Source organism: Flavobacterium sinopsychrotolerans (genome assembly GCF_900110375.1).
Taxonomy (GTDB): Bacteria; Bacteroidota; Bacteroidia; order Flavobacteriales; family Flavobacteriaceae; genus Flavobacterium; species Flavobacterium sinopsychrotolerans.
Genome location: NZ_FODN01000005.1, coordinates 79517 through 95731, shown reverse-complemented (window position 1 = coordinate 95731; position 16215 = coordinate 79517). Strand labels below are relative to the sequence as shown.

General features: G+C 33.9%; 14 protein-coding genes and 1 pseudogene. 7 read left to right on the top strand and 8 right to left on the bottom strand.

Annotated elements, in window-relative coordinates; all coding sequences use genetic code 11:
* Nucleotides 1-40: 40 nt before the first annotated feature.
* The 6 genes and pseudogenes from BMX64_RS10380 to BMX64_RS10355 form a co-directional block, all read right to left on the bottom strand.
* The gene (locus tag BMX64_RS10380) at nucleotides 41-1012 is read right to left on the bottom strand and encodes a hypothetical protein (protein WP_091171522.1); all 972 of its coding nucleotides are present in this window, start codon (nucleotides 1010-1012) and stop codon (nucleotides 41-43) included.
* A gap of 218 nt (nucleotides 1013-1230) precedes the next feature.
* Nucleotides 1231-2274: pseudogene (locus BMX64_RS15855) on the bottom strand (DUF4917 family protein).
* A gap of 231 nt (nucleotides 2275-2505) precedes the next feature.
* The gene (locus BMX64_RS10370; protein WP_091171517.1) at nucleotides 2506-3396 is read right to left on the bottom strand and encodes a dienelactone hydrolase family protein; all 891 of its coding nucleotides are present in this window, start codon (nucleotides 3394-3396) and stop codon (nucleotides 2506-2508) included.
* 177 nt (nucleotides 3397-3573) lie between these two features.
* The gene (locus BMX64_RS10365) at nucleotides 3574-4011 is read right to left on the bottom strand and encodes a VOC family protein (protein ID WP_091171514.1); all 438 of its coding nucleotides are present in this window, start codon (nucleotides 4009-4011) and stop codon (nucleotides 3574-3576) included.
* Between the two features lie 103 nt (nucleotides 4012-4114).
* Nucleotides 4115-4750: a dienelactone hydrolase family protein gene (locus BMX64_RS10360; protein WP_091171814.1), complete on the bottom strand. Its 636-nt coding sequence runs from the start codon at nucleotides 4748-4750 to the stop codon at nucleotides 4115-4117.
* 40 nt (nucleotides 4751-4790) lie between these two features.
* Entirely contained in the window at nucleotides 4791-5426 is a 636-nt protein-coding gene (locus BMX64_RS10355; RefSeq protein WP_091171511.1) for a phosphoribosyltransferase, read from the bottom strand.
* 388 nt (nucleotides 5427-5814) lie between these two features.
* On the opposite strand from BMX64_RS10355, the gene BMX64_RS10350 reads away from it, so the two are divergent.
* The 7 genes from BMX64_RS10350 to BMX64_RS10320 all read left to right on the top strand — a co-directional run bounded on the left by BMX64_RS10350 (nucleotide 5815) and on the right by BMX64_RS10320 (nucleotide 13964).
* On the top strand, nucleotides 5815-7857 hold the full coding sequence (locus BMX64_RS10350; protein WP_091171508.1) for a CotH kinase family protein: 2043 nt from the start codon (nucleotides 5815-5817) through the stop codon (nucleotides 7855-7857).
* A gap of 431 nt (nucleotides 7858-8288) precedes the next feature.
* Nucleotides 8289-9188 (top strand): MerR family transcriptional regulator, encoded by a 900-nt coding sequence (locus BMX64_RS10345; protein ID WP_167543054.1) that lies wholly within the window; start codon nucleotides 8289-8291, stop codon nucleotides 9186-9188.
* A 36-nt stretch (nucleotides 9189-9224) separates the two neighbouring features.
* Nucleotides 9225-10700, top strand: coding sequence for a phytoene desaturase family protein (locus BMX64_RS10340; protein ID WP_091171507.1), 1476 nt, complete (start codon nucleotides 9225-9227; stop codon nucleotides 10698-10700).
* Nucleotide 10701: 1 nt separating this feature from the next.
* Entirely contained in the window at nucleotides 10702-11541 is an 840-nt protein-coding gene (locus BMX64_RS10335; RefSeq protein ID WP_091171502.1) for a phytoene/squalene synthase family protein, read from the top strand.
* Between the two features lie 45 nt (nucleotides 11542-11586).
* On the top strand, nucleotides 11587-12027 hold the full coding sequence (locus BMX64_RS10330; RefSeq protein ID WP_091171498.1) for a sterol desaturase family protein: 441 nt from the start codon (nucleotides 11587-11589) through the stop codon (nucleotides 12025-12027).
* Between the two features lie 180 nt (nucleotides 12028-12207).
* Nucleotides 12208-12669 carry an SRPBCC family protein gene (locus BMX64_RS10325; RefSeq protein WP_091171495.1) on the top strand — a complete coding sequence of 154 codons (462 nt, stop codon included), beginning with the start codon at nucleotides 12208-12210 and terminating at the stop codon, nucleotides 12667-12669.
* On the top strand, nucleotides 12669-13964 hold the full coding sequence (locus BMX64_RS10320; RefSeq protein WP_091171491.1) for a cryptochrome/photolyase family protein: 1296 nt from the start codon (nucleotides 12669-12671) through the stop codon (nucleotides 13962-13964). Before BMX64_RS10325 ends, BMX64_RS10320 begins: the two co-directional genes overlap by 1 nt.
* 80 nt (nucleotides 13965-14044) lie before the next feature.
* Here the strand turns inward: BMX64_RS10320 and BMX64_RS10315 are convergent, their stop codons facing one another.
* A complete protein-coding gene (locus BMX64_RS10315; protein ID WP_091171488.1) occupies nucleotides 14045-15463 on the bottom strand; it encodes an SDR family oxidoreductase in 1419 nt (472 codons plus the stop codon).
* Nucleotides 15464-15586: 123 nt separating this feature from the next.
* Nucleotides 15587-16198: a GTP cyclohydrolase I FolE gene (folE, locus tag BMX64_RS10310; protein ID WP_241258514.1), complete on the bottom strand. Its 612-nt coding sequence runs from the start codon at nucleotides 16196-16198 to the stop codon at nucleotides 15587-15589.
* Nucleotides 16199-16215 lie beyond the last annotated feature (17 nt).

Here is a 16215-nt window from a genome sequence, read left to right as displayed (position 1 = left end):
TAACGATTGTGGTATATTAGCGATATCGGTTTTTATCATATTATTCAATAGTTGTTTTTCTGACTTCGTCATATCTAAATGTGATATGATGTTGTTTGACATTCAATATTGTATCATTGTTTTCATCAATTGATCCATATACAAAAACATATAATCCTACGTTAGGTTCATTTGAACCATTTTTTAAATCTAAATGCGCTTCTTCAAATAATGATTCATATTTATTTCTCAATCTTGATAACATACGTTTAGATATTGACTTCTTATCAATTTTTACAGAATAGTTATATATTTTGTTTTCTAATTCATCTTTCTTTTTGAAACCAAGTAAAGTTAAAAATACACTTTCAGTATATTTATTAAATACATTTTTGTTTGTTTCGGATAGCATTATTTTACCATAAAATATTCGATCATTTTGCAAACTTAATGGATCAGTATTGTCTATTATACGTTTGAAAAAATATCGATATTGAATTTTTTTGTCGTTAATTTCTATCTGAACATCTCTATTATGAGGAAATCCTAAATACCAATCTACAATTCTATCAACACTTTGAACTTTGTTGCTCCTATCAAATTTGATATTTTCACTATCAAATTCATAAACTTTTGATATTCCACCACCACGACCAGTTACTCCTTCATCACCATCATCAAGTTTCGCTTGAGAAGATTTTTTTTCTACATCATCGCCCTTATTTTCATTTAAATTAAAAACTGATGGATAACCAATTTTATTAATTTCTATTTTATTTAGTTTTTGATTTTTACCTTTTTGATATAATTCACTTAAAGTGGCATATTCGCAAGTTTCTATGTGTTCTCTATTTCTATACTTTTTAAAATGCGGTTTCTTTCGCTCTGTTTTTTTTATACATGTTGGAGCCATTCGGATAGAACATTTCTCATCAATACACACAAATATAAGATCACTATAATTTGGATAAAATTTAAGTAAAGTGTCGGCTTTAACAATCTCGTTAGTATTTTCAATTCTAGCTTTATTCATAGTTTAAATTGCGTTAAATTCTATATTTTAAGGTAAATCTGCGGTCAAGATCTCCTTGGCTTTGATAAGATTTAGCGACTAAATTAAGATTTTTCTTTTGGTTAAACACTAATTTTATAAGTACAAAAACATCGTCAATTAAGCCTAAACCCGACATATTGCTAAACGGCGGTTAACTGATGCCTTTTTGTATATTTTGAGTTTTATTTTCTTAATATTTACCAGATATCAGCAGTTCTAGCATTGTAGTAACTAACTTTACAGGCAAATTGATTTTCCATTTTTTTAAGGCTTGCTAAATCACTATCGCTAAAAACTCCAATATATATACTTAAAAGTTTTGTTCTTTTTTCTTTATCAAATTTACAAGCTCTATTTATTGCAGTTATTATGTGTGTATCATTATCACTAAAGCTAAATCCAAATGTCACCAAAGAACCAGTGATATTTGATAAATTATCATAACAAGTAGAAAGGTATTTATTATGCATAATATGGTTTAGTTTTTCATCTGCGTTTCCTGCGGTTACAAAAATTGGATATTCTTTTCGGTTCATTCTCTTGCTAATGTTATCCAATAGGTTATTTGAATCATAAACTTCTTTTATAATTTCAATTCCTGTATCGAATAATTGTAATGCTCCGTGGTTATAATGTACATTTTGTTTGTCTTTATGTACTCCCCAAATTAAATCTCCAAATTCTGGTTCTTAGTGATCTTTTTTAAAATTTGGATTTTCTAATTCTCTTCCAAAACCATCGATATGAAATTTGGATTCATTACGTAAAAGAACCCAATATAAAAGTAGATCATAATTGGTCGAAAATATGTTACCATTTTCCCCTAAATAATTTTCCAAAAACTTATAACATTTTTTGCTTTTGTCTTCTGAGATACTAAAAACGTGTTCAGGATGTAATGATTTTACTGCTTCAATTAAACTATTTTTTAATGTTTCGTTTGCTTGTTGAATTTTATCTACCAATGTTTTATCTTCGCTAAAAACTTGTGCTATTTCACAAAAATTATCTAAATAATCCATTATTAATTCGAAATTTTTTGTTTTAATAACTTCAAATAATTTTTTTAGAAATTCATCATTTGAATTTTCTATAAAAGTGCTTAAAGCGTTGTATGAGAATATTTTATGGTCATAAGCCATACTAAAACCATTTCCAAGTAATAAATGTCTATTCCTATCTGATTTCTTTTTCAAGTATGCAATAACTGTTTGGTAGGAATCTAATTTATCAATTTCCATTCTATGTTTTTATTTGGTTTTAGTTGTTGTTTCGTTCAGCAAAGCTATCAGTTAACTAATATGCCACTGACAAAATCAAACATATCATCCCAAAATAAGGTGGATTAGTCTGATAAACGTCAGAATTTATTTATTTTCAAATATAATAAAATCTTGGGTTATATTTAATTTTAGCAGTATTTTCTTAAAAAATAAAAAAAGCCCCAATCAAGGGACTTTTAAAAAATGAAATTAGTTCTTCAATTTTTCCTTAAAAAAATCAATGGTTCGTGTCCAAGATAAAGTGGCGGCTTTTTCATCGTATCTGGGTGTGGTATTGTTATGAAAACCATGATTCACTCCTTTATAGAAATAAGCGGTATGTTCTACTTTGTTCTTTTTAAGGATGGCTTCAAAAGCGGGCCAACCTTCATTTACGCGAGTGTCTAAACTGGCATATTGCGCTATGATGGGTGTTTTTATTTTTTCGGCTTCGGCTGCTGTGGGTTGTCCGCCATAGTACGGAACTGCGGCACACAAATCTGGGATTTTTACCGCCATCATATTAGCAATCCAACCGCCAAAACAAAATCCAACCACACCAATACGACCATTGCAATCTTTGTGCGATTTTAGGTATTCGTAGGCTGCAATGAAGTCTTCGAGCATTTCTTCGCGGGTACGTTTTTTTTGTAATTCTCGTCCGGCATCATCATTTCCGGGATAACCGCCCAGTGGCGATAAAGCATCCGGTGCCAAAGTGATGAATCCTTCCACAGCGGCTCTTCGTCCTACATCTTCAATATACGGATTCAGTCCGCGGTTTTCATGTACAACGATGATTCCTGGCAGTTTCTTTTGGGTTCCTGTGGGTTGCGATAAAAGTCCTTTAATTTTTCCTCCGCCTTTGGGAGAATCATAGGTGATGAATGCTGATTTTAGCCTTGGATCTTCTGGTTTTATTAATATAGAATCCACGTAATTGGGTGTCATAAAGCTAAGAAGCGAAGGAAGCGTGAGCGTTCCTACCGCAAACAAGGATAATTTCTCGACAAATTGTCTTCTATCAAGTTTATTGTGTGCATAGTCATCGTACAAGTCAAACACTTCCTGACTGATATCTTCTTTGGTTAGTTTTTTCATAGCATTTATTTGATTCAACTAATTTAAGAAAAAAAGCGATTGTTTTTAGCAATAGTCATCCTTTCGTTTTTTTGAAGATTAATTTCCCAAAAAGAAGCCACGAGTTCCACGAATTAAATAATGGGAATTCGTGAAATCCGTGGCTGAATATTTTGCTCCATGCTTGTGGTACTACTTTTATTTTCCTTCCACCAAATCAAAATTTACCATCCAATTCACTCCAAATTTATCGGTAAATGTTCCAAAATAGGCATTCCAAAAGGTGTTTTCCATAGGCATTGTAATTTTTCCACCGTCAGAAAGGGCATTGAAGAGCTTGTCTGCTTCTTCTTTGCTTTCGGTATTGATGGAAAGCGAAAAGTTATTTCCATAAATGGTTTCAGTTCCAAATGATTCGAAACTGTCACTTCCCATGATGGCCGTTTCTTTACTGATAGGTAGGGAAACATGCATTATTTTCTCTGCTTCTGCAGGTGGACAGGTTTTGCCGTCCGTCGTTGGCATGTCCCTAAATCTCCCAAAATAAGAGAATTCGCCACCAAAAATGGATTTATAAAATAGAAATGCTTCTTCGCAATACCCGTTAAAGATTATGTAGGTGTTTACTGTTACCATGATAATTGTTTTTTTAGTTGATAATCAATTAAACCGTATGATACAAACAGAATAAATCATCCCTAAAATTTAGGTTGTAATTTGTTATGCTACAGCCAGATTGCTATTGCATCAAATACTTTTTGTACCAGTCAATGGCTAAATCAGCCACTTCTAACAGTTTTCCCGGTTCTTCAAAAAGGTGTGTTGCCCCTTCCACTATTTTCATGTCTTTTGTGGATTCTAATTGATCATAGGCCATTTTATTCATGGTAATGACGGGAACGTCTAGACCGCCCACGATGAGTAAAGTGGGAGCGGTCACTTGTGGCAGTTCTGTAATGGTTAAGTCAGGACGGCCGCCACGAGATACCACCGCTCTTATGGTTTCTTTGAAATGGGCTGCTGCGCGTAAGGCTGATGCCGCGCCGGTACTGGTTCCAAAGTAACCTATAGCTAAGCTTTTAGTATCATCATTCTCCATAAGCCACTGTGTGGTTTCTATCAACCGATTGGCTAATAAATCAATGTTGAACCTGCTTTCATAAACACGGTCTTCTTCTTCCGTTAGCAAGTCGAACAAAAATGTGGCTATGTTTTGTTTTTGTACCAACTCTGCCACCATTCTATTCCTGGAACTGAACCTACTGCTGCCGCTTCCGTGTGAAAAGACAACTATTCCGGTTGCATTTTCAGGAATCACTAAATCTCCTTTCAAGGTTACGGAGGATAATGGAATATCCAAATCGAATTTTTTCATAATCAATGCATTTAAAAATGAATACTTGTAGATTAAAATCTCATTCAATAGGGCTTGTAACATTTAATAACCGAATCACTTCATCATCTTCTACTTGATTAAAATCTTCGTAAAAGCTACCAACGCCTCTGAAATATTTTGAAGCAATCAGATAGACAAACTCATCAGCATTTTTCTCGAAAACGGGAACTGTATCATAAGGCAATACAGGAACTGCAACAATAATTTTTGCAGGGTTCCTTTTGCGCAACATAGTAATACTGGCTAATAACGTGTTTCCTGTTGCTATTCCATCATCGACTAATATTATGTTTTTTCCTTTAATATCCAGTGGTTCGCGATTCCCCATGTATATTTCGTATTTATTCTGCATCAATTTTCGAAGGCGGATAATTTCATCTTCAATGTATTTCTTTGGCACTTCCGGATGTTCATCAATAGTCATAGAATCCATGGAAACTGCGCCAATCGCAAATTCTTTATTATTAGGATGTCCTATTTTTTTTGACAACACAATATCCAAAGGAAGATGTAAGCTTTTCGCAATTATATATCCTACAGGCACTCCGCCTCTTGGAACGGCGAGAATTATGGTATTGCTATTCTGATATTTTTTTAATTTCTCTGAAAGCAATAAACCGGCTTCAATTCTATCTTTTAATATCTCGTTATACATAGCACGGTATTTTATTGAATTAAAAAATAATATTTACAAATGTACTGATTTTCAGTTATATAGGTTATATTTGTATTGTTTTATGGCTAAATTTTTGCTTTGTAAAATTTGAATTTCAAAAGACTAACCAAAGTCCGTTATTCTAGCATGTAAATTTTGATTTTTCTAGCTCCGTCTTTTTTCTTTTTGGATGTAAAAGTTTCAATTAAAGAATTAAGCTCTTTCATTAATAATTTAGTTCAAAGTTACTGTTGCTATTTCTTGAGCAAAAAACATCCAATTTTCATTTTATATTATTTAAAAATAAATATTATAAATAATTGATTATCAATGTTTTATATTGTTTTTATTATTAAATTTATGCTTTAATTTAATAATAAATCAGATCATGAAAAAATTGTACATTACCTGGCTGAATACAATTTCCAAAATCATTTTGTTGATTGTACTAATTACTTCTTATTCCGTAACGGGTCAAACTTTTACGGACAGTAATTTACCTATTATCATTATCACGACCGATAATGATCCGAACACTGGTTTGCCTCTCGAAATTCTGGATGATCCAAAAGTTTTAGCCAGCATGAAAATTATCAAAAGGCCAGACGGAACCAGAAACTATCTTACGGATCAAAACACAGCTGAATTTTTGAATTATAGTGGTAGAATAGGTATAGAAATCAGAGGCTCATCCACTCAAACTTTGCCAAAAAAACAATATGCGCTGACGACTTTGAAAGCAGATAATACGTCAAATAATAATGTGAGCGTTTTGGGAATGCCAAGTGAGAACGACTGGATTTTGAATGGATTGGGTTTTGATCCATCATTAGTTAGGGATTATTTGGCCTACTATATGGCTAGACAATTGGGGAACTATGCAACTAAAACGGAATACTGTGAGGTAATGATAAATGGCGATTATAAAGGATTGTATGTTTTTCAGGAAAAAATTAAATCAAATGAAAATCGGGTCAATGTTTTAAAGATTGAAGCAACGGATAATTCTTTGCCTAATATAACAGGCGGATATATTACAAAAGCGGATAAAACTACCGGTGGCGACCCTGTAGCGTTTTGGATGGATGAAACTAAATTTGTACATGATTTGCCTAAACCTGAAAATGCAACACTGGAGCAAACCCAGTATATTGAAGCGGAGTTTAATAGAATGCAAGACCACGCCTATGACGATGATTTGGAAGATGGCTATAGAACGATTATTGATGTGCCTTCTTTTGTTGATTTCATGTTGGTCAATGAACTAAGTTCTAATGCGGATGTGTACCAGTCCAGTACCTTTTTTCATAAAGACCGTGGTGGAAAATTACGGGCAGGACCGGTTTGGGATTTTAACCAAGGATTTGGAAGTACGTTCACAAATAGCAGCCACGTGGATCAATGGCAATTTAATAATGGCAATAGAATAGGACCGCCATTTTGGAGTTATTTATTCGATAACGGAGATTTCAAATGTTTGCTCTCCAAACGATGGAACGAAGTAAAAGCTCCGGGTCAGCCGTTAAACAAAGATGCCCTGATTACTTATATGGATAATGCCTTAAGTTATATTAGTGAGGCTATACCGCGTGAGAATCAAAGATGGGGCACTTTAGACGATCATAGCACGGATGTAAATAAAATTAGAACCTTTATTGCTGACAGATCCACATGGATAACGAATAATATAGGATCTTTTTCAAACTGTTCTAATGTTTCGGTACCCCCTCTGGTAATTACTAAAATTAATTACAATCCAAAAACATCAACTAGTTTTCCGGTAAGTAATGATTTGGAATTTATTGCACTTCAAAATATAAGTGATCGCTCAGTAAATCTTTCTGGGGTTTACTTTAGACAGTTAGGGTTGACGTATCAATTTCCTTATAATTCGACCATTGGAGCAAACGAAACAATTTATTTAGCGAGTAATAGCGCTACTTTTCAAAGTAAATATGGCGAGGTGCCTTTTGGTCAGTTTACCAGAAACTTATCGAATAAATCTCAAAAAATTGTGTTGGCCGACGCCGATGGAAATATCATTGATTCAGTAGAATATTTTGATGCTGCTCCCTGGCCAACAACACCGGATGGAGGCGGAACTTATCTTAAATTAATAAGTACTGCATTAGATAATAATTTAGCATCAAGTTGGGAAGCTACAACTAGTGACGCTTTATCCAGAGATTCTTTTGCGGATGCGTCATCACTCTTAATTTATCCTAATCCAGTGACAAATGTGGTAACTATTCAGGCAAGCGCTCCAATGAGTGGGATTAAAATATTTAATGTTTTGGGTGCTTTAGTTGCTGAAGTTAAGGAAACCTCAGAAAATATAAATATGGATTTGAGTGCCTATTCCAGTGGTATTTATTTTCTAACGATATATAATGAAGACGGTTTTACCAACAGAAAAATCATGAAAAAATAATTTCGGACAAAAAAGTTAATTATTATCGAGAACAGATAAGTAAAAGTTTATACTATTGCTTATCTGTTTTTTGATGTTTATAAAATCCAGTTTGGATTGCTACGGAGAATCAATTTATGGAATTGTATCCCCTTTTTCAATGTAGAATGGATTTTAATTGTGAACTTATATTTTAGGATTTAACAATTGGTAATTTGAAATTATTTACAATTCAATTTTTGGCAAAGAAAAAAGCGAGTTAATTATTTTTGAAATGAAGAAATATAAAATAGTACCCATGAAATAAGGGATTAGTAGAGGTTCAATGGTCGTTTCCAACTTATTTTTCTTTAAGAATGTTTGGAAGTTTTTTTAGTTTTAAAAAAGTTTCGGGGGTATTATGAGAGTTTATAAGTAATTTTATTTTACATTTGTTTATTAAATTTCGATAAATGATAAACAATGTAAAAAATGTGTTCAGTATTAAAGACCTTGAAAACCTTTCAGGGATAAAAGCGCATACCATACGTATTTGGGAGAAACGTTATGATATTCTTCAGCCCATGCGTACGGATACTAACATTCGTTTGTATGATTTGGCCAGTTTGCAAAAACTTTTAAATATTACTTTATTACATGATTATGGCTATAAAATCTCAAAAATAGCGACTTATCCCCAAGATAAAATACCTTCATTAGTGCGCGAAATAATTTCGAGTAAAACAGCCAAAAGTCATGCTATTAGTGAGTTTAAAATGGCGATGATGAACTTTGATCAAGAGTTGTTTTTCAATACGTACAATTGGTTAATAGCTGAAAAATCATTTAAGGAAGTTTTTCATCAAGTCTTTATACCGCTAATGAATGAACTGGGATTATTGTGGCAATCCGATACCATAACGCCTGCTCATGAACATTTTATCAGTTATTTAATCAAGCAAAAATTATTAATAAATACTGAAAAACTTCAAATTTTAAAGCAAACCAAATTCGATAAAGTTTTTGTCCTATCACTCCCTATGAATGAAATTCATGAATTGGGCTTGATGTATCTGAATTATGAGATTCTATTGCATGGCTATAAAACCATTTATTTAGGGGAAAGTATGCCTATTGATAATCTAAAAGATTTAAAAAAACATTTCAATTCCATTGTTTTTGTTTCTTATATGACAGTGCAGCCTGAAAGAGATATATTGGATGGATACATTCAAAAAATGTCCAATGAATTGCTAGATGATACCACTGAATTATGGTATGCTGGACGCTTGGTGGAGTTTATAAATAAAGAAGGGCTTTCAGATAAAATATCAATTTTCAATTCTATTTCTGAATTAGTAGATGAAATTTAATTTTTTGTTTAAACTTTTTGTATATTTGCTAAACAAATGAAAGAAATAAAAAAAATTGCAATTATAGGTTCTGGGTTTTCTTCGCTTGCTGCTTCTTGTTATTTAGCACAAAGTGGCCACGATGTTACCGTTTATGAAAAAAATCCAACAATTGGCGGAAGAGCACGACAATTAAAAATGGAGGGATTCACTTTTGACATGGGGCCAAGTTGGTACTGGATGCCGGATGTGTTCGATCGTTTTTTTGCAGATTTTGATAAAAAAACGTCGGATTATTACGAGTTGATAAAGTTATCTCCAGCATACCGAGTGTATTATGGGATCGATGATTTCATTACAATTGCGGATAATTTAACGGATATTATTTTCGCTTTTGAAGCAATCGAAAAAGGTAGCGGTACCATACTAAATGATTTTATGGCTGAAGCCAAAAGCAATTATGATATTGCCATTAAAGATTTAGTGTATCGTCCGGGAGTTTCTCCACTGGAGTTAATAACCGTTGAAACAGCTAAAAAAGTTGGACAGTTTTTTAGCAACATCAGTAAAGATGTTCGAAAGAAATTTAAAAATGAAAGGTTGATTCAAATTCTGGAATTTCCCGTTTTGTTTCTTGGAGCCAAACCATCCGATACGCCTTCGTTTTACAGTTTTATGAATTATGCCGATTTTGGTCTTGGAACCTGGCACCCAAAAACTGGAATGTTTGATGTAGTTCGTGCGATGGAAAGTTTAGCGTTGGAATTAGGGGTGAAATTCAAAACGAATTCTAATATTGAAAAGATAATCGTGAACAATAAAACGGCCAAAGGATTATTGGTCAATGGCGAAACGATTGCATCCGATTTGATTTTGAGCGGTGCCGATTACCATCATACTGAAACATTATTGGATCAGGAACATCGTGCGTATTCTGAGAAATATTGGGAGAGCCGAGTTTTTGCTCCTTCGTCATTATTATTCTATGTTGGTTTCAATAAAAAAATAGAAAATATTTCGCATCATGCGTTGTTTTTTGATGTTGATTTTTATCAGCATGCCAAGGATATTTATGATGAACCACAATGGCCAAAAGAACCGTTGTTTTATGCCAATTTTCCATCAGTGACAGATAAAACTGCCGCTCCCGAAGGAATGGAATCAGGATTTTTCCTTGTTCCTTTGGCGCCTGGAATCAATGATACTGAAGCGTTGCGAGAAGAATATTTTGATAAAATAATGGATCGTTTTGAAACATTAACAAAGCAAAGTGTAAAAAATAATATTATATTTAAACAATCATTTTGTAAAAATGACTTTGTTTCGGAATACAACTCTTATAAAGGAAATGCATATGGAATGGCGAATACGTTATTGCAAACCGCTTTTTTGAGACCAAAATTGAAAAGCAAAAAAGTAAAGAATTTATATTTCACAGGTCAATTGACCGTTCCGGGACCAGGTGTTCCACCAGCATTAATTTCTGGAAAATTAGTGTCAGAATTAATTAATAAGCAATTTTCAGAGCAATAATATGAAGCAATTATTTGATGATGTATCTTTTAAATGTAGCAAACTAGTTACAAAAAACTATAGCACCTCTTTTTCTCTGGCGGTTTACATGTTGTCGCCAAGTATAAGAGATGCGATTTATAGTATCTATGGATTTGTTCGTTTTGCGGATGAAATTGTAGATTCATTTCACGGTTTTGACAAAGAAAGTTTAATCACTGAGTTTGAGGATGAGTATTACAAATCAATGGAAAGAGGAATCAGTCTGAATCCAATTTTGAACTCTTTTCAGCAAACGGTAAAACAATACAATATCTCCGATGATTTAATTCAGGCTTTCTTGAAAAGTATGAAATTAGATTTGATAAAATCAGATTATCACAGCAAAGCAGAGTACGATGATTACATTTATGGTTCTGCGGATGTCGTAGGGCTAATGTGTTTAAAGGTTTTTGTAGCCGGTGACAATAAACGATACGAGCAACTGAAAGACGAAGCCATGCGTTTGGGTTCTGCTTTCCAGAAAGTTAATTTTTTGAGAGATTTGAAGGACGATAATTTAGTTTTGAACCGAAATTATTTCCCTGGTGTGGATTTGAACTCATTCGATGAAAAAGCCAAAACAGCAATCATCAATGAAATCGAAGAAGATTTTAAAGTCGCCTATCAAGGGATTGTAAAGTTGCCAATAGAAGCTAAGTTTGGTGTCTATACCGCATTTGTGTATTACAAAAAACTACTGAAAAAATTAGAAAACACGCCTTGCGATGAAATTGGAAATGCAAGAATTCGGGTTTCTAATTATACAAAAGCGGGTCTTTTGGCGCAATCTTTTGTAACCTATAAATTAAAATTGGTATAATAATGCCTGTTTTGAAAAGTATATTTTTAATTAAATAAAAAAATAATGATTTCCTTTTTAATCTTTTTGGGTGTTTTCCTATTTATGGAATGTGTGACCTGGCTTACGCATAAGTACATAATGCATGGTTTGATGTGGTATTTTCATGCCGATCATCACCAACCAAAATACGCAAATATTTTCGAACGAAATGATATTTTCTTTGTGATTTTTGCTCTTCCTAGCATCGTTCTTTTCTACTTTGGCGTTCAAGGCGGAATGAATTATTTCTTTTTCATTGGACTCGGAATCACATTTTACGGATTCTGTTATTTCATGATTCACGATGTCTTGATTCACCAACGATTTAAGTGGTTTAAAAATACCAATAACAAGTATTTAATAGGCTTGCGAAAAGCACACAAAGTGCATCACAAACATTTGGGTAAGGAACACGGCGAGTGTTTCGGAATGTTATTTGTGCCTTTCAAATATTATAAAATGTAAAGTTCAATTGGGGCGTGACCTCGCTTTCACTAGCGTTACAGCGGGGTCGGGCTATCCGTTTCCGCTTTTTTATAGCTGGTTTCGTTCTAAAAAAACGAGGCCAATTATAAAAAGAGCTCCACTTTTATCCCTCACGCGAACGCAGTGTTCCATGAAGGCATTTATATTTAAAACACAACCATGAAAATATATAAACAAGAAACCGTTCAGCACGTAAATGCAACTGTCGAAGAATGTTGGTCCTTTTTTTCAAATCCAAAAAATCTTCAGAAAATTACACCGGAAGGAATGGGTTTTCAAATCACAGATTTTGATCAAAAATCCATGTATCCGGGACAAATTATTCAGTATAAAGTAACGCCACTTTTTGGAATCACTTTGTCATGGATGACTGTAATAACACAAGTAAAAGAAAATAGTTATTTCATAGACGAACAACGTTTTGGTCCATACAGTTTTTGGCACCACAAACATTTTTTTGAAGCCACACCAAACGGAACTAAAATGACTGATGTAGTGCATTACGGGTTGCCACTTGGTTTTCTGGGCCGAATTATGAACACATTGGTCGTTAAAAATAAATTGAAATCCATTTTCGAGTACCGTGTAATTAAAGTGGACGAAATGTTTAATTCAAAGTAATGAGCAAGCAAGAAGTTTCTATATTTTGGTTCAGACGTGATTTGCGTTTAGAAGATAGCGTAGGTTTATTTCAAGCGTTACGGTCAAAATATCCAGTGATTCCATTGTTTATTTTTGATGATTCCATTTTGGATAGTTTACCAAAAAATGATGCCAGAGTAGGTTTTATCCATGATTCACTTTCGAAAATAAATACGCAATTACAGGAAATTGGAAGCTCACTTCTGGTCAAAAAAGGAAAAACTTTCAATGTTTGGCAATTACTTTTACAAGAATATGATGTTAAAGAAGTTTTCTTCAACAAAGATTACGAACCGTACGCGATACAACGTGATACAGCAATTTGTGAACTTTTGGAAACAAATAAAACCATTGCTTATTCTTTTAAAGATCAAGTGATTTTCGAGGAAAAAGAAATCACAAAAGCGGACGGATTGCCATACACGGTTTACACTCCCTTTAAAAATAAATGGTTAGAGAAATACAAATCAATGGCGCCGGTTCAGGAATATAATACGGAATCCCATTTTTCTAATTTCCATAAAAATAGTTTTGATTTTCCAACTTTGGAACAAATAGGTTTCGAAGAAAGTCCCATAAAAGTTAAGCCACACAATTTAAAATTCATTGCAAATTATCAAGATATAAGAGATTTTCCAGCCTTGGACAAAACTTCTTATCTGTCACCGCATTTGCGTTTTGGAACCGTAAGCGTACGGAAATTAGTCAATTGGGCCTTTCATAAAAATGATGTTTTTTTGAGTGAACTGATTTGGAGAGAATTCTTCATGCAAATTTTATTCAGTTTCCCAAAAGTTGTAACCCAAAACTTTAAATCGGCTTATGATGGAATTGAGTGGCGCAATAATGAAGAAGATTTCAAACGTTGGTGTTCGGGAACAACTGGTTATCCAATGGTCGATGCAGGAATGCGTCAACTTAATGAAACGGGTTACATGCACAACAGAGTTCGCATGGTGGTCGCCAGTTTTCTGATTAAACATTTAATGATTCAGTGGCAATGGGGTGAAGCCTATTTTGCCGAAAAACTACTGGATTACGATATGTCTGCCAATGTTGGTAACTGGCAATGGGCAGCAGGAACCGGTTGTGATGCCGCACCTTATTTCCGTGTTTTCAATCCAGAGATTCAACAGAAAAAATTCGATGAGAAAGGAATCTACATCCGAAAATGGATTAAAGAATTCGATTTAGGTTACGGAAAACCTATGGTAGAACACGCCATGGCGAGAGATCGAGCGATTGCGACTTACAAAGCCGGAATCTTGAAATAAAAAGATTTAACATATAAGGCATTTAAGTTTTAGAAAGTTCAAATAAAAACTTAAATGACTTATATATTTAAAAAATAAAATTATTTAATCAGTTTCTGCAGCATTCCTTCGAAAATAAACCCATGAAAGGGTAAAACGGAATACCAGTATAATTTTCCCCAAATTCCTCTGGGTCTGAAAGTTGCCGCTTGATACAAAGTATTTCCTATAATTTTAAATTCTAACCAAGCTTCACCAGGTAATTTCATTTCGGCAAATAAGATTAATTTTCCTTCTTCTTTATTGGCATACAAAACGCGCCAAAAATCCAAGGCATCACCAGAATGTATATCATGTCGGTTTGTTCTTCCTCTTCTAGAACCTACGCCACCGTATAATTTATCAATAAAACCTCGTAAATTCCATAACCAATCACCATAATACCAACCTGTGTCACCACCGATGGACCAAATCCTGTTGATGGTGAAATCACGATCTATAATTTCCATTTTGCGACGGTCGATGTAGCAATCCTTTTTTGGAACTTTCAAATATTCCGACATGTTTCTGCTAAAACGTCCGCTGACCAAGGAATCTTTCCAACTCGAAGCTACTTTATCTTCGTCTACTTTTATCAATGCACGGGAAAGCGCTTGTTTGTAGGACATCGGCGTAACATGCAATAACTCATTGATTCTGTTATCACTGCAAACTACTTCGACTTTCATGCTGCTAACTAGTGCTGATGCGAGTCTATACGATGTTGAGGTTACAAAATAGAGCCAATAAGAAGATAATTTTGGTGTCATTATTGGGACAGTGAAGATCCATCTCTTTAATTTTTTTGCTTCTGCAAAACCCAAAAGCATTTCTTTGTACGTTAAAATATCGGGTCCGCCAATGTCAAAACTCTGATTGTAGGTAAGTGGATTCAGTAATGATTTGGATAAAAAATCGAGAACATCCGGAATTGCAATCGGCTGGCATTTAGTATTGAGCCACTTTGGAGTTATCATAATAGGAAGTTTATTCACTAAATCCCGAATGATTTCAAACGATGCGCTTCCAGAACCCACAATAATTCCCGCTCTCAAAGTAGTTGCGGCAAAAGTTCCTGTATTTAAAATTTCTTCTACTTTTTTTCTGGAAGATAAATGTTTGGATAATGATTTGTCATTGACAATTCCGCTCAAATAAATCACTTGTTTTGCTTTGGTTTCATTCAAGCGTTGCACAAAATTCAGCGCCGATAAACTTTCTAATTCATCAAAATTAGAGGCTGATCCTGACATGGAGTGAATCAGATAATAAGCCGCATCAATATTTTCGGGAATGGCTGTCAATGTTTCTTGTTTTAGAAAATCAACTTCAATTGCCGTAACACTTTTTTGAAATTCTATTGGACAATAAAACCTATTTTTATCTCTTACACAACAGATTATTTCATGTCCTTGTGCCACCAACAAAGGCAAAAGTCGCTTCCCGATATAACCTGTTGCGCCTGTTAAGAGAATTTTCATAGTTTGTATTTTTTGCCACGAATTACACGAATTAACTCCAATTTTCAACTAACGAAATAAACGGTATTAATCTGTTAAATCTGTGTACTTTTTTTTATTCAGTAAGTTCTCCAGAAATTAAAATTAACTTAATTTATTGGAAACTAAGCTAATAAATTCTTTTCTTGTTTTGTCTTTCTCGAAAGCTCCTGTAAAAGAAGAAGTCGTGGTAACCGAGTTTTGCTTTTGAATCCCTCGCATTTGCATACACATGTGTTGCGCTTCAATTACAACTGCTACACCTAGTGGATTCAAAGCGTCCTGAATACAATTTTTAATCTGGTCCGTCAATCGTTCCTGCACTTGCATTCTTCTGGCAAAAGCATCAACTACTCTTGGTATTTTACTTAAACCTACAATTTTACCATTTGGAATATAAGCCACATGTGCTTTTCCAAAAAATGGCAACATGTGGTGTTCACACATCGAGTAGACTTCGATATCTTTTACCACAATCATTTGCTGATGGTCTTCAGTAAACATTGCCGATTTTAATATCTCTAATGGATCTAATCCGTAACCATGAGTTAAATATTGCATCGCTTTGGCGACACGTTCTGGTGTTTTTTCTAGTCCTTCGCGCGTAACATCTTCACCTAAATTCTCAATGATAACTTTGTAATTATCTGCTAATGCTTCTGTAATTTCGGTGTCGTATTGTTCAATTTTCTCGTAACTTTTCATTTCTTTTATCATGCGATGCAGTATTATAA